The following is a 26,462-nucleotide window of genomic DNA, read 5'->3' on the forward strand; positions in this document are numbered from 1 at the left end:
TGGCTGTAATCCGACATATAATTGGCTGTAATCCGACATATAATACAATCTTGCCGCCTCAATGCTAAGGCGCTGTTTATCCTGATCCATGATCCAACCCACTTTTATTATGTCGTAATCGAATTGGGTTCATTATACATCGTTATGCTGATGATTTCGATAGCGGACGTCGTTATGAACAAACAAGCGCCCGATCAACGATTGTATTCCTGACGTTTCAGGGATACACCGTTGATATGGACGCTTGCAAAGGATCAGCCTATACCGGCTGAACGTATTCGAGTGGAGATACCCGGCCATAGGAGGTCTTCGCGCCTTGGATCGGCGCCGCCCAGGCCACGGCGTTGGCAATTACCTGTTGAATTTCAGGTTGATGGTAAGTAGGGAATGCTTCATGACCCGGTCTGAAATAGAACAGCTTGCCGCGTCCGCGCTTGTAGCAGCAGCCGCTGCGGAACACCTCGCCGCCTTCGAACCAGGAGACAAACACCAGTTCATCCGGTGCCGGGATTTCAAAGCGCTCACCGTACATTTCCTCCTGCGGAACCTCGATATATTCTCCAAGTCCGCTTACGATCGGATGGCTGGGATCGATGACCCACAACCGTTCCTTCTCGCCGTCATCGCGCCATTTCAGGGCGCCTGTGTTCGTGCCGAGGAGGCGCTGAAAAATCTTCGAGCCGTGACCGGAATGCAGGACGATGATTCCCATGCCGTCCAATACGCGCTGACGCACTTTTTCCACGATATCATCCCGTACTTCACCGTGAGCCACATGCCCCCACCAGATCAGAACATCCGTTGAAGCGAGCACCTCATCCGTCAAGCCGTGTTCCGGATCATCCAATACGGCGGTGCGTACGACGAACTGTGCATCCTTTCCCAGAAAATCGGCAATCGTACGGTGGATGCCTTCAGGGTAAATCTTAGCGATCTGTTCATTATGTCTCTCGTGCCGGTATTCATTCCATACCGTTACATTGATATTAGCCAAGGGTAGTGGCCTCCTTTAATATTGAAATCCAGCGACCTCTTATACATTCATCCTAAGTATAGGCTGTGTTACAATGAACGGGAATGTGTGAAAGTTACTCTTTTTGTACAAAAACGACTTCGCGTTTTTTTGGGAGAGAGGGTGGAATGCGTGCTATCGATGAACGCTGACTATGTGCCGAGAATCAAACTGATGGGATTTGTCTCCTACAAGAACCCCTGGATTCATTTTAAGCGGAACACACACGAGTATATTCTGTATTTCGTGAAGAGCGGCGAGCTTCATATGCGGGAGAACGGCGTTTCCCATGTGCTCAAAAAAGGCGACTTACTGGTCCTTGAACCGCATTTGGACCACGAGGGAACCCAAAAGCATTCCTGCGACTACTACTATATTCATTTTGAACACCCCGATATTCGTCAAGCGCCCGAGCGTCCCTTACCCTTGCTGGCCAAGCAGTGGATCATGGGCGAGAACGAGACGGCAGGCAAGAACGACAGCAGGCAGCTATATTTCCCCAAGACCTGCACGCTAATCCAGAAAAAAAGCCTTCATCATATGTACCATGCCCTCGGCGAAATGCTGCAGCTATATAGGCGGAAGCACTTTAACCGCAGTTTGACCGCGCTCAAATTCATGGAAATGCTGATCGAGCTGTCCCGTGAGAGCCTGTTCGATGAGCTGGAGAAGAACAGCCCGCATACCAAGTCCTATATGAAGGTGCATGCACTGCTCGACTACATTCATGAACATTACGCCGAGAAAATCATCAGCTCGGATATCGAACAGCGCTTCGAATGCAATTATGATTACATCAATCGGGTATTCGCCAAGCTTACCGGTCATACGATCATGCGATATGTGAATCAGGTACGAATCAATCATGCAAAGGAATTAATCGAGGCCACGCACCTTAGCTTCGGTGAGATCGGGTATCTGACCGGCCTGGAGGATCCATTCTATTTCAGCAAGATCTTCAAAAAATACGTCGGCATGTCCCCGAATCAATACTATAAGCAGGTCCGCGAGAAGGAATAAGCTTGGCTTACCCGTTGCTGGCTCCCTGCGTTATGGTCGTCGTATCGTCGTGGATAGAACCAAGGAAGCGTTTAACGGTTGACCTTCGGCGTTGGGGATAACCCGCCACCCCTCCAAGTTAATAGGGAATTATCCTTGCACTTCTCCACATTTGTTCACAAACGCTGGATAACTTCCCTGAAATAAAATATCGGAAATTCAGTTTGTGCGGAACGAACGGGGATAATGTTCATAACTCTGTGTATAACGAACTTATTCAAGATGTTATGCACAGTTCTTCCGATGTGAGGTAAGTCTTTTGTGTTAATTATCCACATGCGTTGATTTGGATTTTTCCGCATGAACCCGGAATCATGGCATATAAAAAAAAGCGAGAACAGGGAAGCCTCCTCCCTGTCTTCGCTTTTTAATAGTAAGGTGCCTTCTGCTCTCCCTCGTTACTTGCGCCCGTAATCGGCCTTAATCTCTCCCCAGCTCTTCGTTTGCCATTTCAGCACCTTGTTCTCATATGTATTGGTTCGAAGCCAGTGCTCGGCCCGGTCCACCAGATCCCAGATCTCTTGGGTTGACTCATCGCGCGGAAGCGTGGAGACCACCTTCTTCTGCTTCAGCCATTTGAGCGCATTCATGGAATCGCTGTACACCGTCTTGGTGCTGCCGATTTTCTTCAAATAAGCCAGTGCGTGGACGATGGCCAGAAACTCGCCGAGATTGTTCGTTCCCTTCGAAATCGGTCCGCACGAGAACAGAATATCTCCCGTCTGCGTATCCACGCCTTTGTACTCGACGGGTCCCGGGTTTCCTCGCGTCCCCACATCTACGGAAATGCTGTCATAATCGATCTCACCCGGTTCTTCGGCAGCAGATGCGCTGCTTCGCTTGTAGTTTTTGGAGCCTGAGCTGCCCGATTTGCCTCCGGACTGCTGCCCCCAGTAATTTTTATAACCGGCCGCATAGGCCTGTTCCGCTTCGCTCCGGGATTCAAACGCCTTGAACTTCGCACCTGTAAACTGATTGACCTGCTGCTGGCAGTCGCCCCAGCTTGTATAAATTCCGGGCACTTTACCTACCCAGACTACATAATATTTTTGCTTCGCCATCCTAAACCTCCATCCTGAACTAACCTCTCTAGCGTACTATATCACATCCTCCGAAACCAACAAAAAAAGCGCCATCGTCTCCGATCCGCTTTCTGTGTTTGATCTTATTCAATTGTTCCTGTTTCGTCGGCTTTACTCTCACATGCTGTGACAGCGCACTGTAATCTTCGTTGGTCTTTCTCATTGAGACGGCTGACCATGTTCCGGCACGTTCCGCTTTGCGGAGCGCTTTTTGCGTTTTGGTACGGGCCATAAGGCTCACACTCCTTGTATTATAGAATTCCCTTATATTGTACGGCAAAATGGATGGTAATGGAACAAAAGGCAGTCTGGGATTTCCTCTCCTTCTTCAGAAAACCTATGATATAATACGGAATCATTGGAGAATAGGTCCAATTAAGATAAGAGGGGTTGAAGCGATATGAAACTAGAGCGGCTCATATCCATGATTTACATGCTGCTGAACAACGAGATCCTGTCCGCGTCTGCCCTTGCAGAGAAATATAACGTGTCCCAGCGAACCATATACCGCGACATTGATGCAATCTGCGCAGCCGGCATTCCCGTTGTATCGTATCAGGGAGTGAACGGCGGTTATGGCATTATGGAGCAATACAAGATGGACAAAAGCTTGCTTGGCTCCTACGATGTCAGCGCCTTGATCACCATCCTGCACAGCATGTCCACGGTGTTTGAGGATGAACGGGCCATGGATACCATTCAGCGTTTGCAGACCATTGATCGTTCCGCCAATACGGCATCGCAGGGATTGTCCATGGATATCGGGAGCTGGCGCTCTTACAACGAAAGCCTCCGACTTCTTCGCCGCGCCATTACCGACAAGCATGTGATCTCCTTTCAATACATAAGCGCCAAGAATGAACGCATTCACCGTAAAGTCGAGCCCCTGCGACTCATGTATAAATTCGGCTCCTGGTATTTGTACGGATTCTGCAGAACAAGGGCCGATTACCGCGAATTCCGAATTTCGAGGATATCGGAGCTGTCCCCCTCCGCCGAGCCCTTTCAGCACCAGCATTCGGAGGAGCACACGCACGGTCCTCATCTTCAAGAGCAAAATCCGCACGACCGAGGGGAGCAGCATCCCTGGGAGCCTTCATCCGATGCGATGGAAGTCATCCTTCACGTATCCCCCCGGGCCTTGGCCAGAGCGATGGATCAATTCTATGATGTACAGCGGGAATTTTTTGAAGACGGCTCGCTCCGTCTCACGTTCAAGGTCCAAGATCCGGATTCCTGGTGGCTCTGGTCGACCCTGCTAAGCTTTGGTGAGGATATCGAGATCATTGAGCCGGCTGGCTTAAGGACGCTCATGCAATCCAAATTAGAAAAAATGCTGCAGGTATACACAAAAGTATGACAGTCCGCTGTCATACTTTTTTATTTACAATGTTCCCAAGAAAGCAAAAACGAAGAAGCCAAAGGGGACGATCACGATGAATTATCCTGTAAAAATGTATGAGTACCATGTATGGGCCAACCAAGCGATATTCAACCGTCTGCTGGAGCTGCCGGGGGAATTGCACAATCAGAAAATAACGAGCATTTTCCCAACCGTATCCGAGGCGTTGATTCACATTTACACGGCGGATCTTGGATGGATCAACATTTTGTCCGGGATGGATATGCAGCAGGCTTTAACAGAGGCCTTCCAGCTTCGGGAAGAGCTTGAGTCCATCTCACTGGAGGACCTAAACCTCCGGTTTATCGAACTATCCGAGCGATTCACGGCCTTTCTGGGCCAAAATCCTGACCTGGAACGGATGATCCGATTGGATAATCCTTATGCCGGGATCCGGGACACCCGCCTCTCCGAGATCATGCTTCATGTCGTGAACCACGGCACCTACCATCGTGGAAATATTGCTGCCATGATGCGCCAGCTCGGAAGCTCCTCCGCGATGACCGACTACGCTTTTTTTGGTACCAGAGTGAACCGGAGTTGGTGCTTGCCTAAATAACTCGCAGCAATATCGGCAATCCCCTGATCCGAATTCCATACCGGTTCAGGCCGGCAAAAGCCGCAGCCAAAAAGCCTGCTCCGAACGGGTCCGAAGCAGGCTTTCCTGTTTCTAGTTAAAAGCGTGCTACAATTTGCGTCCCTCCGTCAAGCGTACCCAGAAGCCGCCTTTAAAGCTCTTCGGTTCATGGGAGATAATGAACGCCTGCGGCGACATTTTGGATAGTGACTCCATCAACCGCCGCTCATTCTTCCGTTTCACGAGAACTTGAAGCACGAGCCGTTTGCCATCCTTACCGTCCGCTTCCCAGGCAGTCACGCCATACCCCTTCTCCCGCAGGTTCATCGCCAGGTTCGTCTCAACGGAATTCACGATAACCTGTACCACGATGTACCCGAGTGCCAGATACTCTTCGATCCGACTGCCGGCATATACGCCAAGGCCGAAGCCCAGGCAATAGGCCGCCATATTAAAGGGATTGTCCAGATTTTGCAGGACGAGATTAAGGCCGAGCAAGTAAACGAATACCTCCAGCATGGCCAGGAGAGAGGCGATCCCTCTCCTGCCTTTGATCATCAGAATCAGACGCAGCGAAAAGATCGAGACATAAACCACGTTGATGCCGATGATGGAGCCGATAAGTGACAGCGAGATCATAAAGAATCGCGGGTGGCGATGTACTCTGGTCTTGGCTTCTGGCCCGAATACGGCTGCTTGACCTTATTCTCCACGCTGTTGTAAACCATAAAGATATTGCTGCGCGGCATCGGCGTAATATTGCTGTTCGAACCATGCATAATATTGCAGTCAAAAATCACGATTGAACCGGCTTTACCGACAGGTGTGTCGATACCGCTTTTCTGCACCATGCGTGTCAGGCTGTCATGATCCGGAACGCCGTATTCCTGTTTGCGCAGGGAATCCTTGAAGTGATTCTCCGGCGTTTGGCCGATGCAGGCCACGAATTCCTTATGCGATCCAGGCACAACCATAAGCGGTCCGTTATAAGAGTAGTTATCCTCCAGAGCAATGGAGCAGCTCAAAGCTCTCATACGAGGCATGCCATCCTCAACATGCCATGTTTCGAAATCAGAGTGCCAATAGAACTCTTTGCCCGTGAAGCCCGGCTTGTAATTAATCCGCGATTGATGGATATACGTCTCGCTTCCCAAGAGATACTCCATGATCGCCAAGAGTCTCGGATGCCGGGACAGCTTCTTGAACACTTCATGGCTCTCGTGCACCGCAAAGACCGATCGAACTTCGTTCCCACCCGGCTCCCGGATCACTTCATCCTTATCCAGCTCTCTTGCCGATACCTGCAAACTGCGGGCTTCCGCCTGATATACCGACAGCTCCTCTCGACCAAAGAAGTCTTCCAGGAATAAATATCCGTTGCGCTCATAGAAGTCGGATTGCTCCTGCGTTAACGCAGCATCCGGTGTCCATTCCGAATGAACGACAGGATCCTGTCTCTTTAGGATCCGGGGTTCCGAATGCACTCTTGAAGGATAAACGTCTAGTTCTTTTTCCTGAAGGGCCGACACATGATTATTACTCATCGCATATCATCTCCTTAGTCCAAATTTGGGGCAAGCAGCGGGTAGGTTCCTTCCTCGTCATGAACTTCCGCGCCGGTAAGCGGCGGATTGAATACGCAAACCATCCGCATCTGCGAACGAGCTCTCAAATAATGCTTCTCGTGACCGTCCAGCGCATACATCATGCCTGGGGAAATAGGGTGCGTTTCACCCCCGACAATCTCGATTTCCCCCTCGCCTTCGATGCAGTACACGGCTTCGACGTGGTTTTTGTACCAGATCAGCGTCTCCGTTCCCGCCTTGATGAGGGTATCATTGAGCGAGAAGCCCATGCCGTCTTTTGTAAGCAGAAGCCTTCTCGAGTTCCATGTCTGGGTATCGATATCGTCTTTGGTATCCACGATCTCTTCCAAATGTTTAACAATCATGACAACCTCTCCTCTGCTGCTAATTGTTTCATACTGTTCTCAAATATCCCCAATCCCTCTGCCAATGTGTTCATTTCAATCGTAAGCGGCGGCATTAGCTTTGCCACTTCGCTATACGGACCGGACGTTTCCATAATCAGTCCATGCTCGAAGGCCATCTCGGACAGCCTGCCTGCGAGCTCCGGCTTATCGAAAGCAACCCCCTGAATCATGCCTCTGCCGCGGATTTCGCCGCCGAGCTGAGGATAATCCTTCACAACGCCTTCCAATGATTGGCGAATCCGATTTTCCCTGATGCCGATATCAAGCTGAAAATCTTTCGTTTTCCAATAATTCAGCGCTTCGGCTGCGGCAACGAATCCGAGATTATTGCCCCGGAAGGTACCGTTATGCTCCCCCGGCTCCCAAATATCAATCTCCGGTTTGATCAGCGTAATCGCCATCGGCAAGCCAAAGCCGCCAATCGATTTCGAGAGGCATATGATATCCGGTTCAATACCGGCATCATCAAAACTAAAGAACGGACCGGTTCGGCCGCAGCCCATCTGGATATCATCCAAAATCAGCAGCATTCCCTTATCCTTGCAGATGCGCGCAAGCTTCTGCAGCCATTCCCGGCTGGCGGCGTTCAATCCGCCTTCCCCCTGCACCGCCTCGACGATCACTGCGGCCGGCAGCGGAATTCCGCTTCCCGGATCATCCAGAAGTTTCTCCATATATGCCATCGTATCCACGTCGTCACCAAAGTAACCGTCATACGGCATAAACACGGAGTGACTTAGATCCACGCCGGCACCCTGGCGCTTGAAGGAGTTGCCGGTTACCGCCAGCGATCCGAGCGACATGCCATGAAAGGCATTCGTGAAGCACAGAACGGTGCTGCGCCCTGTCACTTTACGGGCGATTTTGAGCGCGGCTTCTACGGCATTCGTTCCGGTCGGACCGGGGAACATCACTTTGTGATCCCACCCGCGCGGCTTCAGGATGATCTCCTGAAATCGGGTCAGAAACGTTTCCTTCGCACCCGTAGCCATATCCAGGCTATGCGTGACGCCATCCTTCAGGATGTAGTCGACTACCTTCTCGCGAATCTTCTCATTGTTATGTCCGTAATTCAAAGCCCCGGCTCCCGCAAAAAAATCAATGTATTCATTCCCCTGCGTATCCCACAGCTTCGCATTTCGGGCCTTGTCAAAAACCGTCTGAAAGCTCCGGCAATAGCTTCTTACTTCCGATTCCAGCTTGTTAAACACAGTAAGCTTCGGTTTCTCCATGACTTGGTTGTCCATAGTTCCCTCCAATTGTTTAAATGTCATTGAAAAAGGGGCCAATCACGAATAACGGCTCATCTTCATGGGACGTTCCATCGGGGAACATCTCTGCTCCATAACCTACGGTTACGGTGCTGGGAATGGATTTCTCCTCGGCATAACCGAGAAACAAACGACGGGACGCCATGTTACTCGGCGATACCGTAGCTTCAATGTAACGGACGCCATGGCATGCCTTCTGATTCATCAGATTTGTCAGCATTGCCTTTGCAACGCCTTGCCTCCGATGCGAATTAGCAACGGCCACTTGCCATACGAACAGCGTCTCCGGATTGCGAGGAGAACGGAAGGCGGAAATAAAACCGATGATATCTCCTTCATGCTCGGCAATCATGCAGGTATCATGGAAGTAATCTCCAAGCAGCATGTAGCAATAGGGAGAGTTCAGATCAAGCGATCCGGTGTCGCGTATAAGCTCCCACACCCGGGTACCATCCCGGGCTTTCGGTCTTCGGTAAACAATTTCGGTATCGGTATCCACAGCCATTCTATACAATCACCTCTTTCCAGAACTAATTTCCGTTGGAACGGAATCGCTGCAGGAAGCTCTGCAGCCGCTCGCTCTGGGGATTATCGAATATCTCCTCCGGCGTGCCCTGCTCAACGATCCTTCCCTCGGCTCCGAAGATGACGCGGTCCGCGATTTCCTTCGCAAAATCCATCTCATGCGTAATCAGCATCATGGCCATTTCGCCTTCCTCCGCGATTTCCCGGATGACCTCCAGCACTTCGCCGACCAGCTCGGGATCAAGCGCCGAGGTCACCTCGTCAAACACCATAACCTTTGGCCGCATGACCAGCGCTCTGGCGATGGCAACCCGCTGCTTCTGGCCCCCGGACAGATTGGACGGGTACATCTTCAATTTGTCGGCCAAACCGACCTTACTGAGCATGGAGACGGCCCGCTCCTCCGCCTCCTCCTTGGATAAACCCAGCACTTTGCGCGGGGCCTCCGTCACATTCCGAAGCACGTTCATGTGCGGGAACAGATTGAAATGCTGAAAGACCATGCCGACATTGCAGCGCATCCGGTGCAAATGCTTTTCATTGGCCCGAACCAGCTTGCCCTTCTCTTCCATATGCCAGAGCAGCTCACCATCAACCTCGATGGTTCCCTCGGTGGGTTCTTCCAGCGTCATCAGCATCCGGCCCATCGTTGTTTTGCCCGATCCGCTTGGACCGATCACAGCCACCTTTTCTCCAGGCTGCATCTCCAGATCGATGCCTTTAAGCACCTGTAGATCACCAAACGACTTGGTCACGCCGGTATATTTCACAATCGGCTTTGTACCCGTAGCGGTAACGGGATTTCCCTCCTGCTGCGGCACCTTCGACGCTTCCGCCTGCTCATCGATCACAACGGCATTCAATTGATTCCCTCCTTTTATTTTCCACGCTGCAGATTCATGCGTTTTTCCAGCCTTTGCACAAGCAATGAGGCGATATAACTGATGACCAGGAACAGAATCCCGACCATCGTATACGGTTCAAATGCACGGAACGACTGCGACACGATATTTTTAGCCGTCAGCATCATCTCCACAAGCGTTATGGCGCATAGAATCGGCGTCTCTTTAAACATAACAATCAAATAATTACCCAGTACCGGAATGATCGGCGGCACCGCTTGCGGCAGGATAATACTTCGCCAGGTTTGGGCTTTCGTGTAATTCAGTGCTGTGGCAGCCTCCCATTGTCCCTTCGGCACTCCCTCGATTCCGGATCGGTACACCTCGGACAGATATGTGCTGTAATGCAGCCCGAGACCGATCACCCCGGCATAGAAGGCCGGAATGGAGATTCCGGTAAGAAGCGGCAGGCTGTAATACAGGAAGAAGACCTGCACCAGCAGCGGTGTATTGCGAATGAATTCGATCATTCCTTTGGTTATTAGTGACAGCATCTTAAATCGGCTCCGCACTGCAAAAGCAAGCAGCAATCCGATGATCAATGCCACCGCGAAAGCGCAGATCGTCACCCATACCGTCATTTTTAATGCACTCAAGAGCTGGGGCAGGATATCCCATACATAGTTCCAATCCCACATGACTATAACCTCCCCGCTGTCCATTTACGCTCCAGCAGTCGAACTGCCAGCGAAACGAGCGTAGCAATGACAAAATACATGAGGAGCAGCAGCACCAGAATCTCGGTCGTCCAGGAGATGTAATTATTGCGGAGCACCATCGCCTGATACGTTAAATCCGCCATCGTGATGAAATAAACCAGTGAGGTGGATTTGATGAGCTCCACAAGCTGATTCCCGAAAGGGGGAAGCATTCGCAGGGACGCTTGAGGCAATATGACATTCCACAGTCTTTGCCAAGGCTTCAGATTAAGCGCTACAGCGGCTTCCCATTGTCCTTTCGGAACGGCCAACACGGCGCTGCGAACGATTTCCGAGCCGTATGCGCCGAAGTTCAGTCCGATCGCGAGGATCGCAGCCAGCATTTTCGGAAGCTCGACGCCGATGAACGGAAGGGCGAAATACAACCAGAACAGCTGCACCAGCAAGGAGGTCCCCCGAAAGACTTCCACGTACACGGCTGTCAACGTGCGAATGATCCACAGCTTCGACAGTCGGCATAACCCGGCTGCAAAGGACATCACGACCGCAAGAATGGCTGAAAAGAAAGCAACTACAATCGTGATCTCCGCCCCTTTCAACAGCGTAGGGAGAAAATCAATCCACGAATTCGGCATGCTATTCCCCGCAAAGGGCAGCGGCCGTCATCTCGCCCGGGAGCTCTTCTTCTGTGAACCCGAACTTCTGCAAAATTTCCAGCAGCTCGCCCGACTCCTTCATTTTTTGAAGCTCCGCATTATAAGCCTCCTGGAACTCGGTATCCGCTTGGCGGAAAGCCGTAGCTCCATAACCGCGAACGCTTTCGCCGTCGATGACCGGCTGCTCGAAATCAGCCACGCGTTCGATGCTGTCGTCGCTGGCCGAATCCAGCATCGCCTGCAGGGACGGCCCCGTCATGGTAATTGCATGCACCCGGTCTGCCTGAAGGGCGCTAATGGCCGAGGCTTGATCGGGGACCTGCACAATCCGGTCCGTAGGAATGCCGGACTTTTCCATATAGCCGATTTCGACCGCACCGGTCATAACGGCGACCTTAGCTTGGTCATGATTGGCAATATCCTCATAACTTCCAAGTCCCAGCGGATTCCCTTGCTTCACCGCAATGGCTTCCCCGATGCTGTACTCCGGATTAGCAAACAATACGGCAGAGCAGCGATCCGGATTAATGAACATGCCTGCGGTAATTAGATCAAACCGCTCGGCCTGCAGTCCGGCAACCAGCGATCCGAATTCCGTAAGCTCTCCCCTCATTTCCTTGATGCCAAGCCGCTCCAAAATAACCCTCGCAATCTCAACCGCTTCTCCTGTCAGCTCCCCGTTGGCCTCTTTATAGGCATAAGGCTTCTCATTCGCAAATCCCACGGTGATATACCCCTGCTCAATGGCTTGCTCCAATGTACTCCCTTTGTCGCCGCAAGCCGCAAGCGACACCCCCATAATCAATGACAACATCAGTACAACCACTCTCTTCAAAACTTCCCACAACCTTTCATTATGACTTTGGTATTCTTAAAAATGGCATGTTGAAATTATCCATGTTAACCCATATGTTAACTAGGATTTAAGCGTATTCAGATACCTTGCATGGGTCGGACCTTCAGGGAAGATGATTCATCCATCTCCTTCCACGCTTAAACCCAATGCCATCTGACCGATTTAATTGGTTTTGGTTAAACATTTGCAGGCCTTGCCCCTCCTCTTTAGCAGAATACAAAAAGACCACCAAACAGGGGATCTAGACATAGCTCCGCCAGCAGGGGGTCAAAAAATAGAGAAAAGGCCCCTAAAGAGAATTAAGGGCCTTTGTTATGAACATCCATTATGTATGCAAGACCCATCCACTGCTGACGAGGTTAGCTGACGGACTCGGGTAAGATGGTACCCTACACTCGTGATTCCAAGTGACTCGCCCCTGATGAAACTGGTTCCCCCGCTTTCCGGAAAATGTATGCCGGAAACTAAGCGTGTGTCCATGATAAAGGGAACTTCAGGAAAAGTCAAACCCCTTTAACCGCTTTTTCTGGAAATTCAGAGGCGGAAGTTCCGCTCTTCCAGGGCCTATGACAAGCATGAAAAATGCCTCATTCAAGCCTCTCCCCCAACGATGCAGTAATTTTATTCCAGTCTCATTTTTCGCTATATAGCAGGCATTTGCCATGCCTCCCTTACTCATTCATGTGGTGGATCGTTTATGCCATGAATTACATTCGGATTGTGAAAGCTTTCCCCACACATTTACGGCGTAAATACGGCGCAAATTTTTTTTTTGAACCGCTGCGTACCGAGCCTATGAATATCGTAGGGAAATCCGAAATTCATCCTATAGTTTTGCTATTCGTCAATAGATGAATGCCTCCGGGGCTAGCGTACATTCTGGAAATTATAGGTGTTTATCTATCATTTATGCGCTATTAACCCATGCCGTACCGAGAGTATTTGCGTAGTATAGAAAAAATCTAAAGGAGGTGCTTCATTTGGAACGTTCTTCTAGAAAGAGAAAATTGTGTGCTCTTAAAAAAATAGAGAAAAAAGTCATTCATGCGAAGAAAAAGCATTGCCCGTCTCATGGTCATGGTGATCATAAAGGCCACGGCGGTGGCATTAAAAAGCGTCGATGCCCAAGAGCTATCCGTGGACCTGTAGGTCCTCAGGGTCCTATCGGACCGGTTGGACCGGTCGGACCTATCGGGCCTGTGGGACCTGCCGGACCGACAACTGGTATTGCAGGACCTGCTGGACCTGCCGGACCTGCTGGACCTGTCGGGCCTGTCGGACCTGTCGGACCTGCGGGACCTACTGGAGCTACTGGAGCTACTGGGGCAACAGGGGCTACAGGAGCAGCCGCCGGAGGAGCCATCATCCCATTCGCATCCGGCATACCGCTTGCTCTGACCACCGTTTTAGGCGGATTAGTCGGATCCGTTGGTCTCGTAGGATTTGGTAACTCGGCCAATACGTTTACGCTGGCTGGCGGTACGATTGACCTCACTGGAGCCGCTGGAACTCTGCTTAACATGGCGTTTAACACGCCACGAGCCGGTACCATCACTGGCATCTCCGCTACCTTTAGCACTACTGTGGCGCTTTCCCTGCTGGGAACTACCGTTACAATTACAGCACAACTGTACAGTGCGCCGGCTACAAGCAACATTTTCGCACCGGTACCAGGCGCTCTTGTTACGCTGGCTCCGCCTCTTACGGGCGTTCTCGCTCTCGGTACGGTAAGCAACGGCTTCGTAGAAGGCCTGGCTATTCCGGTGCCGGCCAATACACGCCTGTTAATGGTATTCTCGGCAACCGCAGCTGGCGCAACACTTGTCACTGCAGTGGCAGGTTACGGCAGCGCTGGTGTCAGCATTATATAAGTTTCGTTTTCCACCTGCAAAAAAAAGCCCCGATTTTATATCGGGGCTTTGCTTTATTTACACGGCTGTATATCCGCCATCCACCAGCAAGCTCGTGCCTGTAATGAAGGACGCATCTTCACTGGCGAGGAACAACACGGCTTTGGCTACTTCTTCCGGCTGTCCCAAGCGGCCCATCGGATGAAGGCCGACCAGGTGCTGGGTGATCGCTTCCGTTCTTCCCTGAATAAGAGGAGTATCGATATATCCCGGACATACGGCATTAACCCGGATCCCTTTAGGAGCATAATCTGCGCTCATCGACTGGGTTAACAGCTTAACGCCTCCCTTAGCGGAAGCATAGGCGGTAACGCCCGCTTTTCCGACATGGCTATGGATTGAGCCGCAGTTTACGATCGCCCCTCCGGTTCCTTGGGATAACATTTGCTGGATTACATATTTATCGCACAGGAACACTCCTGTCAGATTAATATCAATCGTTCTTTGCCAGTTGTCCATCGACAACTGATCGGCAGGAGCATCATGAGCAATGCCTGCATTGGCGAACAATACATCGACACGGCCAAAATGCTCAACCGTCTGCTTCACCATATTTGCAACTTCCTGTTCTTGGGTTACATCCGTTTTAACGAACAGCGTTTCAAAGCCTGCCCCTCTTAATTCATCGGAAACTGCTTGTCCCCGGTCCGAATAATCCGCGATAACAACCTTGGCTCCCTCTTCCACAAAAAGCCTTACCGCTGCTTCGCCGATCCCGCTGGCGCCTCCCGTCACAATGACAACCTTGGATTCAAACTTCATTTGTCGACCACTCCTATTTTGTGAATTCATCATATCAGCTCCACATTCATGTAGAGTTTGCATACTTCAGGCATGATATTCCACAAGCCCCTTTTCTTTCTTAAACCTACGTAGTGTCGAATGACGGCATATGAAGTCATAACTTGATATTCGCTGCGTCCTAACCTTTTTATCCGCCCGTCCGTTGTTATACCGGCCGCTCGATCGTAAACATCTCTCCCAGTGCAGAATAGATGTTTCCCGCCATACGGCTGACAGGCTTCAACTTGGCAGCGTCAATCCGGCCTTGCTCGTATAGCTCCTCCGAAACATGAAAGCGGACTACGCGGGCAATCAGCAGATCAGCAGCAGGCAGCTGATCCGCGCCATTCAACGTGACCACCTGCTCCAGCACGCATTCCATGCGAATCTTGGATTCCAGAACGCCGGGAACCTTAACAACCTCGCTTACGACAGGGGTTAAATTGGTTCGGTCAAGCTCACTCTCGTCCGGAGGCAGGTTCGCCGCCGTTTCATTCACGGCCTCAACGTTGTCTTCGTCCACGATGTGGATGACAAGCTCGCCGCTTTGCATGGCATTTCTCGCTGTATCCTTCGCCGTGCCGTTCTTCCGCTGAACGGAAACGGACAGCATGGGCGGATTGCTCGTCAGAATGGAGAAATAACTGAACGGCGCGGCATTCAGCACACCTTCCTCCGATAATGTCGTAACAAAAGCGATCGGCCGCGGAACAACGCTCCCGATCAGCAGCTTGTAGATGTCCCGTTCGCTTTGAGTATTCGGGTCTATGGATATCACTTGAGTTGCCCCTCTCCTGTATTTTTGACTTCTATAGGCTCCAGACCTTCCTCAATACGGGATCGCTCCGGTTCAAACCAGGCAGGAAGTTTCAATTGCTCCCCCAGCGAGTCCAGATCTTCATCCACCGTAAAGCCGGGCGGATCGGTTGCGATCTCAAACAAGATCCCCCCTCGTTCCCTGAAATATAACGATCTGAAATAGTTGCGATTCTTAATTTCTGTTGGCAAAAAGCCATGTTGTTTCACCCATTCAAGCCAATTGCCGTGCTCCTCATCATCTTGAGCACGCCATGCAATATGATGGGTCGTTCCAGCGCCTCCGGCTCCCAAAGGGATATCCCGCATCGGCAAATCAATCACGCTGCCGAAGGTCCCGGCTGACTGAAACCGTGCATAATTAACGTCCACTCCCATGAAGGTCAGTCCCATGACCTGCTCCAGTGCCTTCTTCGTTTCCTCCCATTTGCTGCTGAACAGGACCGCGCCGCCAAACCCTTTGATCGCCGTATCCGGAGTAATACCGTCCACAGACCAGCCGTTATTCGGTCCTTCCTCCCGCTCAACCAGCTCAAGAGAAAGTCCATCGCGATCGGAGAACTGAAGATAATGCTCGTTAAACCGAAATGCTTTCATGACAGAAACGCCAAAGCTCCGCAGCCGCTGTTCCCAATAAGGCAGGGCACCTTCAGGGACAACAAATGTTGTATACCCAACCTGCCCTCCTCCACGTATCCCTCTTCGTGAAGCAGAAGACGGAAAGAAGGTGATAATGGTCCCCGGATGCCCCTCCTCATCCCCGAAATACAAATGGTAAACCTCAGGCGCATCGAAATTGACCGTCTTCTTGACCATTCTGAGTCCAAGCACACCCGTATAAAAATCAACATTTTTCTGCGGATCCTGCGCATAAGCGGTAATATGATGAATGCCTGCCGTTTGTAATGCCATATCCATCAACTCCTCATCGTTTCGTGTCCATACCGAGGTTTCCCTACATGATTTTCGGTTCGTATGATATACACAATCTTTAATTTTAATATCTTTAATTAAAGATTATATTTTTTTCATACCATTGTCAAGCGGCCCTTCACAGCCAGGACAGACAAAAAGCCGCCAAGAACGATTCCACGCTCTTAGGCGGCTCCAGTATGCAGCTTCGGCCACATGTCTATCCCGCGTTTATGCTTTTTGCCATTTTTCCTTAAAGAACAGCTGATACACTCTGGTTACGATAATCTTAATGATCATGTAAATCGGTACCACCAGCAGAATCCCTATAATTCCGCCCAGATCCTGTCCCACCAGAACCAGGATAATGATTGTAATGGGGTGAATTGCCAGTTGTTTGCCGAAGATATACGGACCAATCAGGTTATCCTGAATCTGCTGGGCTGCCAGAATGACAACAAGCGACCAGATCGCCGTCCCCGGGGATTGGATGAACCCGATGATCACAATCGGGATCGAGGAAAGAATAGCTCCAATAAACGGTATGAAATTCGCAATGACAGCGACAACCGTCAGCAGCAGCGCATAAGGCAAACCAATAATCAGGAACCCGATATACATCAAGACGCCCAGCGCCAGATTGATGAGGACCCGGCCCACGATAAACCCTTTGAGCGCGTTATTGATTTCATCCAGAACCGATGCGCCCACTTCCTTGAACCGGTTAGGTAGAAAGCTGACAATCATCTCCCCGAACTTCCCGCCTTCCTTCAGCATGTAGTACAGCATGATCGGGAACGTAAATAAAACGATGGCAAAATTCGAAACAAACGAAAACAGGTTCATAATATAATTCGTGAGGAACGTGAAGCCTTGGTTCAAATAATCGGTTAGCTGTGTAAGCGGATTGGAGTTCTCCGGGAATATATCCTTGAAGAAGCCGTTATTCTCCCATTCCTGCAGCTGCTCGCCAAGCTTTGCAAACAAAGCGGGGGCATTCTGTACAAGGGCCACGATCTGATCCCGCAGGGATGGCCATACTCCAATAATAAAACCTGTAAGGATACCTGCAAACACGACATATAAGAGCAGAATGGCCAGCGAGCGATTTAGCTTGCGCTTTTCGAGATAATCAACCAGCGGCCTGAGCAGGTAATAGAAGAATCCGGACAGCATCAGCGGCACAAGGATGATCGAGAAGAACGAAAGTACCGGTCTGAATATAAAATCCACCAGCGACCCCAAATAAATAATAAAGAGAACCAGGATCACGGCAAGACATAATTTGAAAAACTTGTTCATTTTCAGCAAAAAGCATGCCCCTTCTCCTATTTTTTTCACCATCGTATCATGACCATGTATCCATATACAAATCGCTCCCATCTGCACTGTTCAGAGTGTCGGATCTAAGGTGCTATCGCTTTTATAACCATTCCGTTCACTTCATCCTGGAGATATATACTTCTCCTAACGCCTCACGTATAATATGTAGGATTGCAAGGGTAAGGCTATAGTGTAGGAGGATATTATAAAACATGCATGTTACATCCATCATTCTTGGTCTGATCATCGTACTGAATATCGTGTTCTCCATGTTCGTCGTGTTCAGGGAACGGCGGGATGCCGGCTCCACCTGGGCATGGCTGCTGGTGCTGTCCTTTATCCCGATTCTGGGCTTTGCGCTGTACCTGTTGTTCGCCCAAAATCTAAGAAGAATCCGTCTCTTTCATTGGGATGATCTGCAGAAAACCGGAATCGAGAAGGTATTGCTGTCTCAAATGGAAGGGATGAATAAGGGAGAATACCCGTTCAGCAATCAAGCGGCTGCGGATAGCAGCGATTTGATCCATATGCATATCAACGAGAATCAAGCGATCCTTACGGACGACAACCACGTTGAAATTTTCACGGATGGACGCAAGAAATTTGAACGGTTGTTTCAGGATATTGAGGAAGCCAAAGTCTACATACATATTCAATACTACATCATCCGTCGCGACGAGCTGGGCAAGAAGCTGATATCCCTGTTGACCAAAAAAGCAAAAGAAGGCGTGAAAGTCCGGGTTCTGTACGACGAGCTGGGCTCGCGTCAATTAACCAAGGGCTTCTTCAAAGCATTTCGCGAAGCCGGCGGAGAAGCCGAGGCCTTCTTCCCGTCCAAGCTGCGCTTCATTAATTTGCGTTTGAATTACCGGAATCACCGGAAGCTGGCTATCATTGATGGCGATATCGGGTATGTCGGCGGTTTTAACGTAGGGGATGAGTACCTGGGTCTCAACTCCAGGTTCGGGTATTGGCGGGACACCCATCTGCGCATTCAAGGTGAAGCGGTCTATGCGATGCAGGTTCGCTTCATTCTCGATTGGAATCAGGCTTCGCACCATCACGATATTTATTATGAATCGAATCTGTTCCCCAAGATCGATTCGCCTGGCAATGTCGGGATTCAGATTGTAACCAGCGGTCCGGATTCCAGGTATGAGCACATCAAGAATGGTTATATCAAGATGATTTCGTCCGCCAAGAAATCCATTCATATTCAGACGCCGTATTTTATCCCTGATGCCAGCCTTCTGGATGCGCTCCGCATTGCTGCGCTGTCCGGCGTCAAGGTTCACCTGATGATTCCCGATAAACCGGATCATCCCTTTGTCTACTGGGCGACCTTATCCTATATCGGGGAAATGCTGAGAACCGGGGCTAACGTGTATCTCTACAATAATGGCTTCATTCATGCCAAGACGATTATCATTGACGAGAAGATTTCTTCCGTCGGCACGGCGAATATCGATGTTCGAAGCTTCAAGCTGAATTTTGAAGTGAATGCGTTCCTGTACGATGAGCATTTATCACAACAGCTGACTCACATCTTCCACCAGGATCTGCAGGTATCCAGCCAGCTTACAATGAAGCAGTATCTGGAGCGATCAAAGTGGATCAAGTTCAAGGAATCCATCTCGCGCTTGCTGTCCCCTATTCTGTAAAAACAAACCTTTAGCGCTGCCTCAACATTTAGCAATCCAGAAGAAATACGGGAGACTCGGACCGTTTATACTAAAGCCAAGGAAAACAAATCCATCATTTTAAAACTGGGAAGGATGTTGAACGTGGCTAAACTGACACCGTATATTTTCTCTGAGGATGCAAAAGCGCAGGCTGAGTTTTATACCCAAGCACTAGGCGGGGAGATCCTGTCCGTACAAACGCATGGCGAGATTCCCGGAACCAAGGAAGAGCTTAAAGACAAGGTCATGCATCTTAGTCTGGTAGCCGGAGGCATTCCAATCTTTATGTCGGACTCCATATTCCAAACCCTGGAGCGCGGGAACGGGATTCACCTGAGCCTGTTGTTTGAGAGCGATGCTGAAGCGCATGAAGCTTTTGACCGCTTGGCCCAAGGCGGTAAGGTGCTTGATCCGCTGAAGACTCAATTCTGGGGAGCGCTGTTCGGGTTGCTGGAAGACAAGTTCGGCGTATTGTGGCAGGTAACGACCGAAGTCCAAGGCAATTAATGTTAGAAGGCCCTTCAAGTTTCACTTGGAGGGCCTTTTTTGCGTTATTTATTCGGAACTCCAACGATCCACGACTTCCGCAGCGGCCAATCGGCTTGTGTACAGAATATTTTTAACATCCAGCGTGGTGCGGCCTTGTGCACGAATGATCTCATAATCCGTAATACCGAGGAATTCGAACATGGATTTCAAATACTTGTGCGAATATTCAATCTCACGGTACCCATCATTCTCTGTATATATGCCGTCGCTGCCCTGTATGACCACAACGCTTCTTCCGTCGGTAAGGAGTCCTTCGGACCCGCTTTCCGTATATCTGAACGTTTCCTTCGGGATGATGATATTGTCCATATAATCTTTCAGCTTGGAAGGGATGTTAAAATTGTGAAGCGTCATGGCGATTACATACTTGGATGCCCCCTTGAACTGCTGCAGGATCTCAGCCATCCGCCCCATCATTTTCCCTTCATCCTCGGATAACGGCTCCCCGCTCTCAAGCTTTTCCCACCCGTTCAGCAGATTCGTGTCAATGGCGGGAATGAATTCCCGATATAGGTCGATCTGTTCGATAAGGCTGGCCGGATTCTGCGCTGCATACTTGCTTACGAAAAACTCAAGCACCTGCAAGCTCAAGGACTTCTCGCTTCTTATTCTCGGATGTGCATTAATAACGAGTAGGCGTTCCATATAGACAACACTCCTTTTATTTTGTGGTCAACCAAAATCACCAGCTAGCTTGCAGTCTGACTCACCTCCCGATTAGAATGAACGCTTAACACGCATCATCTCAAGTGATCTTCCTATATCAATTTGTTTGTACATACAATTATAATTCCGCGAAGATAAAGACCTCAGTCCTTATTCTCCAATTGATCACTCACCTCGTATAGATGCAATGATAATTCATCACCTTCGGCATGACCTAAAATAGCGCCATAACGACTGCGCAAATTCATCCAGCACTCGTGAATCACTTTCTCCAAAGCCTTTCCTTTATCGGTTGTATAGATCAATGACATCCTTCCTTCTACCCGATTATAAACCAGCCCTTTAACGGCCAGTTTCTCAACCAGACGGGTTACGGTAGAAGGCTGAAGGTGAAGAATTTCGCCTAATTCCTTCTGCGAGATCCCTTCCTTCTCATATACAGCCATAAGCAAATAAGCATATGTGGGTGACAATCCGCTTGCTGCAAACTCGTCTTCGGCCATCTTGGTAATGACCCGGCTAAGACGATTGGCTGTGAAGTAAAGGCATTCCTTAATATACGTATTTAGCATAACGGTTACCTCTTTCGCTGAGTTCATCCTGTTGAATCGCCTTTTATTGTTTGCACATACAAATATAACGGATTTCCAAATAAAAGTAAAGAGGCAGATTTCCCCCATAACCTCGGAGACCTCTGCCGCTTCATTTTACGGGATGTATGCTGCTTCATGTTGAAGATACACCTGCTTGCTGCAATGCTTCTATTCGACCTGGCTCTGATCCATATACATGACTTCCCACAGGTGGCCGTCCGGATCCTGGAAGCTCCATCCGTACATAAAGCCATGATCCACCGGATCATTGGAAGGCGACCCTCCTGCGGAAAGTGCGGCATTAACGATTTCGTCCACCTGCTCCCGGCTTTCGGCGGATAGTGCCAGAATTACTTCCGTTGTGTTCGCGGCATTCGACAGATCTTTCTTGGTGAACGTCTTGAAATAATCCTCGGTGAGCAGCATGGCAAAGATGTTATCGCCGATGACCAGGCAAGCCGCGTTTTTGTCCGTAAATTGCGCGTTAAATTCAAAACCGATTTTCGAGAAAAAGTCCTTCGTTTTCTCCAAGTCCTTCACGGGTAGGTTTACAAAAATATTATCGCTTTTCAATGCCATTTCGAATCACCTCGTCGATTTGATAGATTCATCATAGCATGAGCAGCAGAGCGGCATTTCTCTTCAATTGCTATATTCAATAAACACAGCAGCGATTCAGCCAGGCTATAGCTTAATACTCCTTTCGAAAAAAAGGATGCCTCCAGGCAGCGTTAAAACTCGCCTGCGAGACATCCCATTTGTATTACGAATCCATGTTAGTTAGATAAACCCACTGCCCGCAGCAATCTCATGACGGTTACCACCGTCTGAGCTTTGGTTACATGGGATTGCGGATCCAGCTTGGAGCCGGATACGCCTTGCATAATCTTCTGCTCCACAACGAAGACGACGGACGACTTCGCATAGGATGAAACCTTGGAGTGGTCTTTAAATTTGTTTAACAATCCTTGGTTCGCTTCGTTCTTCTTGCCGGCATAATTCAGCACATTACTTAGCATAACGGCCAATTCCTCACGCGTAATCAAGCTGTTTGGATCAAAGATATCGCCTGAGCGTCCTTTCACTAACCCTGCCGCTTTCGCAGCTGCAATCTCTCTGGCATATCCGGATTTCGGATCTACATCCTTGAAGTTGGAGTAACTGTCGTCAGGCAGAATACCCAGCGCTTTCACCACAATGGATATAATTTCGGCACGGGTAATGGGTTGATTACCGCCAAAAGATCCGTTACTTTCACCAGATACGATCAGCTTGGCAGCAGCCTGCGCAACGTCTTCTCGTGCCCATGAAGGGATCGCGTCACTAAACCGGATATCTTGCTGAAGCAGGGCATAAACACCGCTGCCGGTTTTCTTGATTTCAACCGTTACCGTACGATCGGCGTTAACTTTAAATAAAGTCGGAACGGATCGAAGCTCATGGGTACCTGGTATATAAACCACTCCGGTGGCACGTTTTATATTTATCTTTTTCGCATCTACAGTAACAAATTGGCTGACATGGGTTTTGCCGAAATGCTTCAGTTCGGTCGTTGTCTTATCCGCGTTGATTTGCTCAAGCTTGAACAACAGCGGGTCGGCTAGTACTTCTCTTCCCTTCATCAGTTTCTCAACGCCCGCTGCATCGGCAGCCTCAGGAGAAATAATCGAGACTTTCACAGGACCTGGAACCGTAATCAGCGAAGCCGGAATCCGGTATTCTGTCCCGTTCACGATAATGGAGAGACTGGCCTTGGCTCCTTTTTTCGCAACGGCAGCGATGACTTCTTGCGGAATCTCAACCTCAGCCTGCTTCGCACCTGCACCCGCATGGATCTGGAAGTTGGAGGAATCCGAAAGGTTAATGCTGTTAACAGCTGCAGCTGTAGGTAGGGTCACCATAGCCTTATCGCCATGAAGCGTGACTTTTGCCTCTAGCTGATCTTTGGCTTTAGGAGGTTGTGGCGTCGAAGGCGTTGGTGAACCAGATCCTCCAGCGCCTCCTGATCCGCCGGAACCGTCAGATCCACCGGAACCGCTGCTTGAAGTTGTTACGCTAAGCAGATTCGAAGCGCTGGAGACGCGGTTAATCTCATTCCCCGTTCGATCTACCGCAAGCACATGAATCTTGTAGTTTGTCAGAGAGCTAAGGCCATTCATGGTGTAACTATTTTCTGTATCCGAGCCTGACAAAGCATTATTCACATATACTTCGTATCCCGTTGCACCTGCCACAGCATCCCATTTCACCTGAATGGAGCTTGCGCCGACACTTACCTTTGAGAGATTCGCCGGAGCCGGAAGTGCTGAAGCATTGACTTTGCCGTCGATCGGCAAGTCGGTAATGAGTTGAGTCGTCAGCGTCTTATTGCGGTCGCCATTGATATCCCAGCTCATGACGCCGGCAATATCCAGCGACTTCACGATAGAAGCGGTGTACTTCATGGTGTTCTTATCGTTGTAGGTGATGAACACTTTATTTTGATCGTTGTACAGGTAAGGTACCTTGGCGGATTCGTTCCAATATCTTTTATAGCCGTTCTTGTCGATGTAGTTATTCTCGAGATCGCTGAAATCGAAAACTCCCGCTTCCCAAGTTTTTAATGAGGAGCCACCCTTACAAATTTGATATTGACCCGTTGGCGGACACTCATCCCATCCTTTACCGTAGTAGGGAACACCGGCGATCAACTTGTGCTTCGGCACCCCACCGTTCAGATGTCCTAACAAACCGCCAAGCACATGATTTCTTGGAGCGGATGATGCTGCTTTTGGATGCTCTCTGTCATAGAACAGCGGTGCATTATGATGACCCAGCGTCTCCCAGCTTCCGCTGAAATCGTAAGTCATGATATTGATGAAATCAAGATATTGCACGGAATTTGCAAGATCTGCATTTTTAACAAAATTGTCTCCCTGCCCTGAAGCAATCGTCAGGAGATAATACTTCCCGTCCTCGGAACCAGCTGCATCCAATGCCTCGCGAACGGTTTTCATTAACAATGTGAAGTTTTCCGTATCTTCCGGCCCTCTGGAGTTATCATCTTCCCCGCCTTCAACCGGGTATTCCCAGTCAATGTCCAAACCATCGAATTGGTATTCACGAAGGAAACCAACTGCAGAGTTCGCAAAGGCTCGGCGAGTTTCTTCTGTCTTCGCCATATTAGAGAAGTTGTTGGACCAAGACCAGCCGCCTACCGAAATCATGAGCTTCAAGTGGGGGTTAGATGCCTTGATGCCATCAAAGGCTTGGAAGTTCTTGAAATCATTCTCTGGGTCTCCAATAATCATCTCACCATCATAAACATATCTATTTTGTAAAGGAACATTCGGGTCTTCGCATGCTCTTACAGTACTTCCAAACTTTTTCCAACACAGATCAGCAAACGCGTAATTAATATGGGTTATCTGAGAAACATCGATATCAGTAGGATAGAAATTTCTTTCGGATGGTAGTGCTGACCATGATGTGTAGTAAGTGATATTGTTATAATTGCTTCCGGGTACAACCGTAACTTCTTCACTTATAGGTGATGTCCACAGCCTGTTGAAGGCTTCAATCTGGTATGAATAAGACTTGCCTTCTTGCAGTCCAGCAGCCAAATACCGACTCTCATTGCTCGTTTGTATCTTCGTGCCATCTTGATAAATATGATAGCCTGTAGCCCCTGGAACTGGCGCCCACCCCAATGCTGCCGTAGATCTCGTGGATGAAACAACCTGCAGCCCCTCAGGTTTAGCAAGCTCTCCCCATTTCAGTTTGACGGCATTACTCTTCGCAGAGGTTTCCGAAGGCTTGACGGCAGTAACCTCAAAAGTATAATTGCGATTTGCTGTTGGATCGAGGGAGTATGTGACCGACGTCACCGTGTCCAATGTCTCGACTTTGTTATCGTCTATATACAATTCATATCCAGTGGCACCCGAGCTTTCTCCCCAATGGAGAGTTACAGCTTCCTCTGAAATATCCGTAACTTTCAAATAACTTGGCGGCGCTATCGGCGCTTGTTCATATACGGTTTGATCCGCAGTGGTCGTGAATTCAAGAATATTACTTATCATGTCTTTGGACGGCCTATGATCATACCAAGTAATATATATGCGATAGGTTGTTTCAGGACTTAGCCCTGTAACGGCATGGGTGGTTAAATTTCCCCATGTGATATAAGCACCCGTGTCTGCATTCCAGACATCGATATCATTCTTGTCCCCCTTAAGGAAATCCCACTCAAAGGTTGCCTGGTTATGCGTAACCTCAACTAATCGGAGATTCTGAGGAGCAGACGTCTTCGGAGGTTTAACATCACCATCCAGCGTAGTGAATTCGACTACATTACTCTTATGCCTTTGGTCTGGTCCTTGAGAAGGCCTCTCATACCAGGTAATGTAAAATTTATAAGTTGTATTGGGTTTTAAGTTATCAAGAGTTCGGCTTCCGCCATTACCCCATGTATACCATGCATCGTCAACGGCATTCCACACATCAATTTCAAACGTGTGTTGAGGATTATTCTTGTCATAATCCCATTGAATCATTGCTCCAGTGGCTGTGATTGTGTCTTGAACTACGCGCAGATTCTGAGGCGCAAGCGGATCTTGAGCTCCATAGGTCGAGCTTGTTACCGTTGCCGGGTCGATTTCGGAGCTAATGGTAGGAATCTCTGAGGAAGGAGTACCCTCTGCCGCATAGGATGCAGGCGCATTAAGCAGTGGCGTAAAAATGAGAATAAGGGCCAAGAAACACATCACCCATTTCGGGTGCTTTTTCGTTAGAAAGGGTGTCACCGTTTTCACCTCTGTTGATTAAATTTCGATTGCAAATGATACAGCATTTCGATGGATGTCTGTCCCTCGGTGTCATCGAGTGGTTCTTTGATGACTTGCCTAATTTCGCAGATCGCTCAAATCAAACTCCTATTGAAAGCGGCTACTAATTTTTCCAGCTCAACTATGTAGAGTTCAGTCCCCCCCTTTCTACTCATGATGGAATCACGGTCCGAGCGCTCTACTACAGCCTCCTTTCATAAATTCATTCGAGTTCAATAAATATTCATATATTTGTATCATGGAACCTACACTATCGATTGAGAAGGGATACATTTCCATAACCATGGGATAAATTCTTTTAATTTTATATTCTGTTAATAAATTCAACCTGGATTGGATCTGTCAGGGCCTGCAATCTTTACAAATGGAAAAAGAGCCCTCCAAGGACTCTTTTTCTTTTATTTATGC

27 protein-coding genes and 1 riboswitch are annotated in these 26,462 nt (G+C 49.3%); of the genes, 6 read left to right on the plus strand and 21 right to left on the minus strand.

Translation table 11 applies throughout. The features are described 5' to 3' along the window. A partial coding sequence (locus tag ACPV3A_RS26360) for a hypothetical protein (RefSeq protein WP_426202297.1) occupies positions 1-90 on the minus strand: 90 nt, incomplete at its 3' end. 169 nt (positions 91-259) lie between these two features. Further along, on the minus strand, positions 260-994 hold the full coding sequence (locus tag ACPV3A_RS26365; RefSeq protein WP_071219709.1) for a ThuA domain-containing protein: 735 nt from the start codon (positions 992-994) through the stop codon (positions 260-262). 159 nt (positions 995-1,153) lie between these two features. Here ACPV3A_RS26365 and ACPV3A_RS26370 point away from each other — a divergent pair, with 159 nt between their 5' ends. Further along, positions 1,154-2,032 (plus strand): AraC family transcriptional regulator, encoded by an 879-nt coding sequence (locus ACPV3A_RS26370; protein WP_194544655.1) that lies wholly within the window; start codon positions 1,154-1,156, stop codon positions 2,030-2,032. A 437-nt stretch (positions 2,033-2,469) separates the two neighbouring features. Here the strand turns inward: ACPV3A_RS26370 and rnhA are convergent, their stop codons facing one another. Together rnhA and ACPV3A_RS26380 are read right to left on the minus strand one after the other, a co-directional pair. Beyond that, a complete protein-coding gene (gene rnhA, locus ACPV3A_RS26375) occupies positions 2,470-3,132 on the minus strand; it encodes a ribonuclease H (RefSeq protein ID WP_339220016.1) in 663 nt (220 codons plus the stop codon). A gap of 28 nt (positions 3,133-3,160) precedes the next feature. Then, entirely contained in the window at positions 3,161-3,385 is a 225-nt protein-coding gene (locus tag ACPV3A_RS26380; RefSeq protein ID WP_054404324.1) for a hypothetical protein, read from the minus strand. Between the two features lie 168 nt (positions 3,386-3,553). Between ACPV3A_RS26380 and ACPV3A_RS26385 the strand changes: the two genes are divergently transcribed. Continuing rightward, positions 3,554-4,513 carry a helix-turn-helix transcriptional regulator gene (locus ACPV3A_RS26385; protein ID WP_426202251.1) on the plus strand — a complete coding sequence of 320 codons (960 nt, stop codon included), beginning with the start codon at positions 3,554-3,556 and terminating at the stop codon, positions 4,511-4,513. A gap of 76 nt (positions 4,514-4,589) precedes the next feature. Further along, complete coding sequence (locus tag ACPV3A_RS26390; protein WP_426202254.1) at positions 4,590-5,114, plus strand: DinB family protein; 525 nt, start codon at positions 4,590-4,592, stop codon at positions 5,112-5,114. A 126-nt stretch (positions 5,115-5,240) separates the two neighbouring features. Here the strand turns inward: ACPV3A_RS26390 and ACPV3A_RS26395 are convergent, their stop codons facing one another. Genes ACPV3A_RS26395 through ehuB form a run of 9 tightly spaced genes read right to left on the minus strand, consistent with a single transcriptional unit; the run spans position 5,241 to position 11,952 of the window. Further along, the gene (locus ACPV3A_RS26395) at positions 5,241-5,771 is read right to left on the minus strand and encodes a DUF2179 domain-containing protein (RefSeq protein WP_015737571.1); all 531 of its coding nucleotides are present in this window, start codon (positions 5,769-5,771) and stop codon (positions 5,241-5,243) included. Further along, positions 5,768-6,676, minus strand: coding sequence for an ectoine hydroxylase (thpD, locus tag ACPV3A_RS26400; protein ID WP_194544659.1), 909 nt, complete (start codon positions 6,674-6,676; stop codon positions 5,768-5,770). The genes ACPV3A_RS26395 and thpD overlap by 4 nt, the downstream gene beginning before the upstream one ends. Before the next feature lie 14 nt (positions 6,677-6,690). Beyond that, the gene (locus ACPV3A_RS26405) at positions 6,691-7,083 is read right to left on the minus strand and encodes an ectoine synthase (protein WP_220683841.1); all 393 of its coding nucleotides are present in this window, start codon (positions 7,081-7,083) and stop codon (positions 6,691-6,693) included. Beyond that, positions 7,080-8,372, minus strand: coding sequence for a diaminobutyrate--2-oxoglutarate transaminase (gene ectB / locus ACPV3A_RS26410; protein ID WP_194544661.1), 1,293 nt, complete (start codon positions 8,370-8,372; stop codon positions 7,080-7,082). Before ectB ends, ACPV3A_RS26405 begins: the two co-directional genes overlap by 4 nt. A gap of 16 nt (positions 8,373-8,388) precedes the next feature. Further along, positions 8,389-8,901, minus strand: a complete 513-nt coding sequence (gene ectA / locus ACPV3A_RS26415; protein ID WP_071219716.1) for a diaminobutyrate acetyltransferase — start codon at positions 8,899-8,901, stop codon at positions 8,389-8,391. Positions 8,902-8,926: 25 nt separating this feature from the next. Next, complete coding sequence (ehuA, locus tag ACPV3A_RS26420; protein ID WP_269468916.1) at positions 8,927-9,784, minus strand: ectoine/hydroxyectoine ABC transporter ATP-binding protein EhuA; 858 nt, start codon at positions 9,782-9,784, stop codon at positions 8,927-8,929. A gap of 14 nt (positions 9,785-9,798) precedes the next feature. Next, positions 9,799-10,461: an ectoine/hydroxyectoine ABC transporter permease subunit EhuD gene (ehuD, locus tag ACPV3A_RS26425; protein ID WP_426202258.1), complete on the minus strand. Its 663-nt coding sequence runs from the start codon at positions 10,459-10,461 to the stop codon at positions 9,799-9,801. Positions 10,462-10,463: 2 nt separating this feature from the next. Beyond that, entirely contained in the window at positions 10,464-11,117 is a 654-nt protein-coding gene (gene ehuC, locus ACPV3A_RS26430) for an ectoine/hydroxyectoine ABC transporter permease subunit EhuC (RefSeq protein ID WP_113059538.1), read from the minus strand. A 1-nt stretch (position 11,118) separates the two neighbouring features. After that, on the minus strand, positions 11,119-11,952 hold the full coding sequence (gene ehuB, locus ACPV3A_RS26435; RefSeq protein WP_194544665.1) for an ectoine/hydroxyectoine ABC transporter substrate-binding protein EhuB: 834 nt from the start codon (positions 11,950-11,952) through the stop codon (positions 11,119-11,121). 377 nt (positions 11,953-12,329) lie between these two features. Beyond that, a riboswitch (cyclic di-AMP (ydaO/yuaA leader) is annotated at positions 12,330-12,475 on the minus strand. A gap of 499 nt (positions 12,476-12,974) precedes the next feature. On the opposite strand from ehuB, the gene ACPV3A_RS26440 reads away from it, so the two are divergent. Further along, positions 12,975-13,865 (plus strand): exosporium glycoprotein BclB-related protein, encoded by an 891-nt coding sequence (locus ACPV3A_RS26440; protein ID WP_308116253.1) that lies wholly within the window; start codon positions 12,975-12,977, stop codon positions 13,863-13,865. A 57-nt stretch (positions 13,866-13,922) separates the two neighbouring features. Here ACPV3A_RS26440 and ACPV3A_RS26445 read toward each other — a convergent pair whose 3' ends face one another. The 4 genes from ACPV3A_RS26445 to ACPV3A_RS26460 all read right to left on the minus strand — a co-directional run bounded on the left by ACPV3A_RS26445 (position 13,923) and on the right by ACPV3A_RS26460 (position 17,726). Further along, positions 13,923-14,666, minus strand: a complete 744-nt coding sequence (locus tag ACPV3A_RS26445; protein WP_127593874.1) for an SDR family NAD(P)-dependent oxidoreductase — start codon at positions 14,664-14,666, stop codon at positions 13,923-13,925. Between the two features lie 187 nt (positions 14,667-14,853). Continuing rightward, positions 14,854-15,465: a flavin reductase family protein gene (locus ACPV3A_RS26450; RefSeq protein ID WP_426202261.1), complete on the minus strand. Its 612-nt coding sequence runs from the start codon at positions 15,463-15,465 to the stop codon at positions 14,854-14,856. After that, entirely contained in the window at positions 15,462-16,415 is a 954-nt protein-coding gene (locus tag ACPV3A_RS26455; RefSeq protein WP_426202263.1) for a ring-cleaving dioxygenase, read from the minus strand. The genes ACPV3A_RS26450 and ACPV3A_RS26455 overlap by 4 nt, the downstream gene beginning before the upstream one ends. A gap of 231 nt (positions 16,416-16,646) precedes the next feature. Further along, positions 16,647-17,726 (minus strand): AI-2E family transporter, encoded by a 1,080-nt coding sequence (locus ACPV3A_RS26460; RefSeq protein WP_426202265.1) that lies wholly within the window; start codon positions 17,724-17,726, stop codon positions 16,647-16,649. Positions 17,727-17,950: 224 nt separating this feature from the next. Between ACPV3A_RS26460 and cls the strand changes: the two genes are divergently transcribed. Next, positions 17,951-19,399, plus strand: a complete 1,449-nt coding sequence (gene cls, locus ACPV3A_RS26465; RefSeq protein WP_194544670.1) for a cardiolipin synthase — start codon at positions 17,951-17,953, stop codon at positions 19,397-19,399. 123 nt (positions 19,400-19,522) lie between these two features. Continuing rightward, positions 19,523-19,927 (plus strand): VOC family protein, encoded by a 405-nt coding sequence (locus ACPV3A_RS26470; RefSeq protein ID WP_426202268.1) that lies wholly within the window; start codon positions 19,523-19,525, stop codon positions 19,925-19,927. Between the two features lie 48 nt (positions 19,928-19,975). Here ACPV3A_RS26470 and ACPV3A_RS26475 read toward each other — a convergent pair whose 3' ends face one another. The 4 genes from ACPV3A_RS26475 to ACPV3A_RS26490 form a co-directional block, all read right to left on the minus strand. Then, a complete protein-coding gene (locus tag ACPV3A_RS26475; RefSeq protein WP_426202271.1) occupies positions 19,976-20,614 on the minus strand; it encodes an FMN-dependent NADH-azoreductase in 639 nt (212 codons plus the stop codon). Positions 20,615-20,778: 164 nt separating this feature from the next. After that, positions 20,779-21,207: a MarR family winged helix-turn-helix transcriptional regulator gene (locus ACPV3A_RS26480; RefSeq protein WP_194544956.1), complete on the minus strand. Its 429-nt coding sequence runs from the start codon at positions 21,205-21,207 to the stop codon at positions 20,779-20,781. Between the two features lie 189 nt (positions 21,208-21,396). Further along, entirely contained in the window at positions 21,397-21,807 is a 411-nt protein-coding gene (locus ACPV3A_RS26485; protein ID WP_071220907.1) for a VOC family protein, read from the minus strand. Positions 21,808-22,004: 197 nt separating this feature from the next. Further along, a complete protein-coding gene (locus ACPV3A_RS26490) occupies positions 22,005-25,973 on the minus strand; it encodes a glycosyl hydrolase family 18 protein (protein WP_426202299.1) in 3,969 nt (1,322 codons plus the stop codon). Positions 25,974-26,462 lie beyond the last annotated feature (489 nt).

The sequence above is a fragment of the Paenibacillus sp. Dod16 genome (assembly GCF_049893405.1).
Lineage (GTDB): Bacteria > Bacillota > Bacilli > Paenibacillales > Paenibacillaceae > Paenibacillus_AQ.

What these genes read in the sequence shown, in the direction of transcription:
- ACPV3A_RS26475 (WP_426202271.1), bottom strand. Translation starts at nt 20,614, where the DNA reads ATGGAACGCCTACTCGTTATTAATGCACATCCGAGAATAAGAAGCGAG.
- ACPV3A_RS26445 (WP_127593874.1), bottom strand. Translation starts at nt 14,666, where the DNA reads ATGAAGTTTGAATCCAAGGTTGTCATTGTGACGGGAGGCGCCAGCGGG.
- ACPV3A_RS26385 (WP_426202251.1), top strand. Translation starts at nt 3,554, where the DNA reads ATGAAACTAGAGCGGCTCATATCCATGATTTACATGCTGCTGAACAAC.
- ACPV3A_RS26390 (WP_426202254.1), top strand. Translation starts at nt 4,590, where the DNA reads ATGAATTATCCTGTAAAAATGTATGAGTACCATGTATGGGCCAACCAA.
- ACPV3A_RS26370 (WP_194544655.1), top strand. Translation starts at nt 1,154, where the DNA reads ATGAACGCTGACTATGTGCCGAGAATCAAACTGATGGGATTTGTCTCC.
- ACPV3A_RS26455 (WP_426202263.1), bottom strand. Translation starts at nt 16,415, where the DNA reads ATGGCATTACAAACGGCAGGCATTCATCATATTACCGCTTATGCGCAG.
- thpD (WP_194544659.1), bottom strand. Translation starts at nt 6,676, where the DNA reads ATGAGTAATAATCATGTGTCGGCCCTTCAGGAAAAAGAACTAGACGTT.
- ehuB (WP_194544665.1), bottom strand. Translation starts at nt 11,952, where the DNA reads ATGTTGTCATTGATTATGGGGGTGTCGCTTGCGGCTTGCGGCGACAAA.
- ehuD (WP_426202258.1), bottom strand. Translation starts at nt 10,461, where the DNA reads ATGTGGGATTGGAACTATGTATGGGATATCCTGCCCCAGCTCTTGAGT.
- ACPV3A_RS26405 (WP_220683841.1), bottom strand. Translation starts at nt 7,083, where the DNA reads ATGATTGTTAAACATTTGGAAGAGATCGTGGATACCAAAGACGATATC.
- ACPV3A_RS26480 (WP_194544956.1), bottom strand. Translation starts at nt 21,207, where the DNA reads ATGCTAAATACGTATATTAAGGAATGCCTTTACTTCACAGCCAATCGT.
- rnhA (WP_339220016.1), bottom strand. Translation starts at nt 3,132, where the DNA reads ATGGCGAAGCAAAAATATTATGTAGTCTGGGTAGGTAAAGTGCCCGGA.
- ehuC (WP_113059538.1), bottom strand. Translation starts at nt 11,117, where the DNA reads ATGCCGAATTCGTGGATTGATTTTCTCCCTACGCTGTTGAAAGGGGCG.
- ACPV3A_RS26490 (WP_426202299.1), bottom strand. Translation starts at nt 25,973, where the DNA reads ATGTGTTTCTTGGCCCTTATTCTCATTTTTACGCCACTGCTTAATGCG.
- ACPV3A_RS26485 (WP_071220907.1), bottom strand. Translation starts at nt 21,807, where the DNA reads ATGGCATTGAAAAGCGATAATATTTTTGTAAACCTACCCGTGAAGGAC.
- cls (WP_194544670.1), top strand. Translation starts at nt 17,951, where the DNA reads ATGCATGTTACATCCATCATTCTTGGTCTGATCATCGTACTGAATATC.
- ACPV3A_RS26380 (WP_054404324.1), bottom strand. Translation starts at nt 3,385, where the DNA reads ATGGCCCGTACCAAAACGCAAAAAGCGCTCCGCAAAGCGGAACGTGCC.
- ectB (WP_194544661.1), bottom strand. Translation starts at nt 8,372, where the DNA reads ATGGACAACCAAGTCATGGAGAAACCGAAGCTTACTGTGTTTAACAAG.
- ectA (WP_071219716.1), bottom strand. Translation starts at nt 8,901, where the DNA reads ATGGCTGTGGATACCGATACCGAAATTGTTTACCGAAGACCGAAAGCC.
- ACPV3A_RS26395 (WP_015737571.1), bottom strand. Translation starts at nt 5,771, where the DNA reads ATGATCTCGCTGTCACTTATCGGCTCCATCATCGGCATCAACGTGGTT.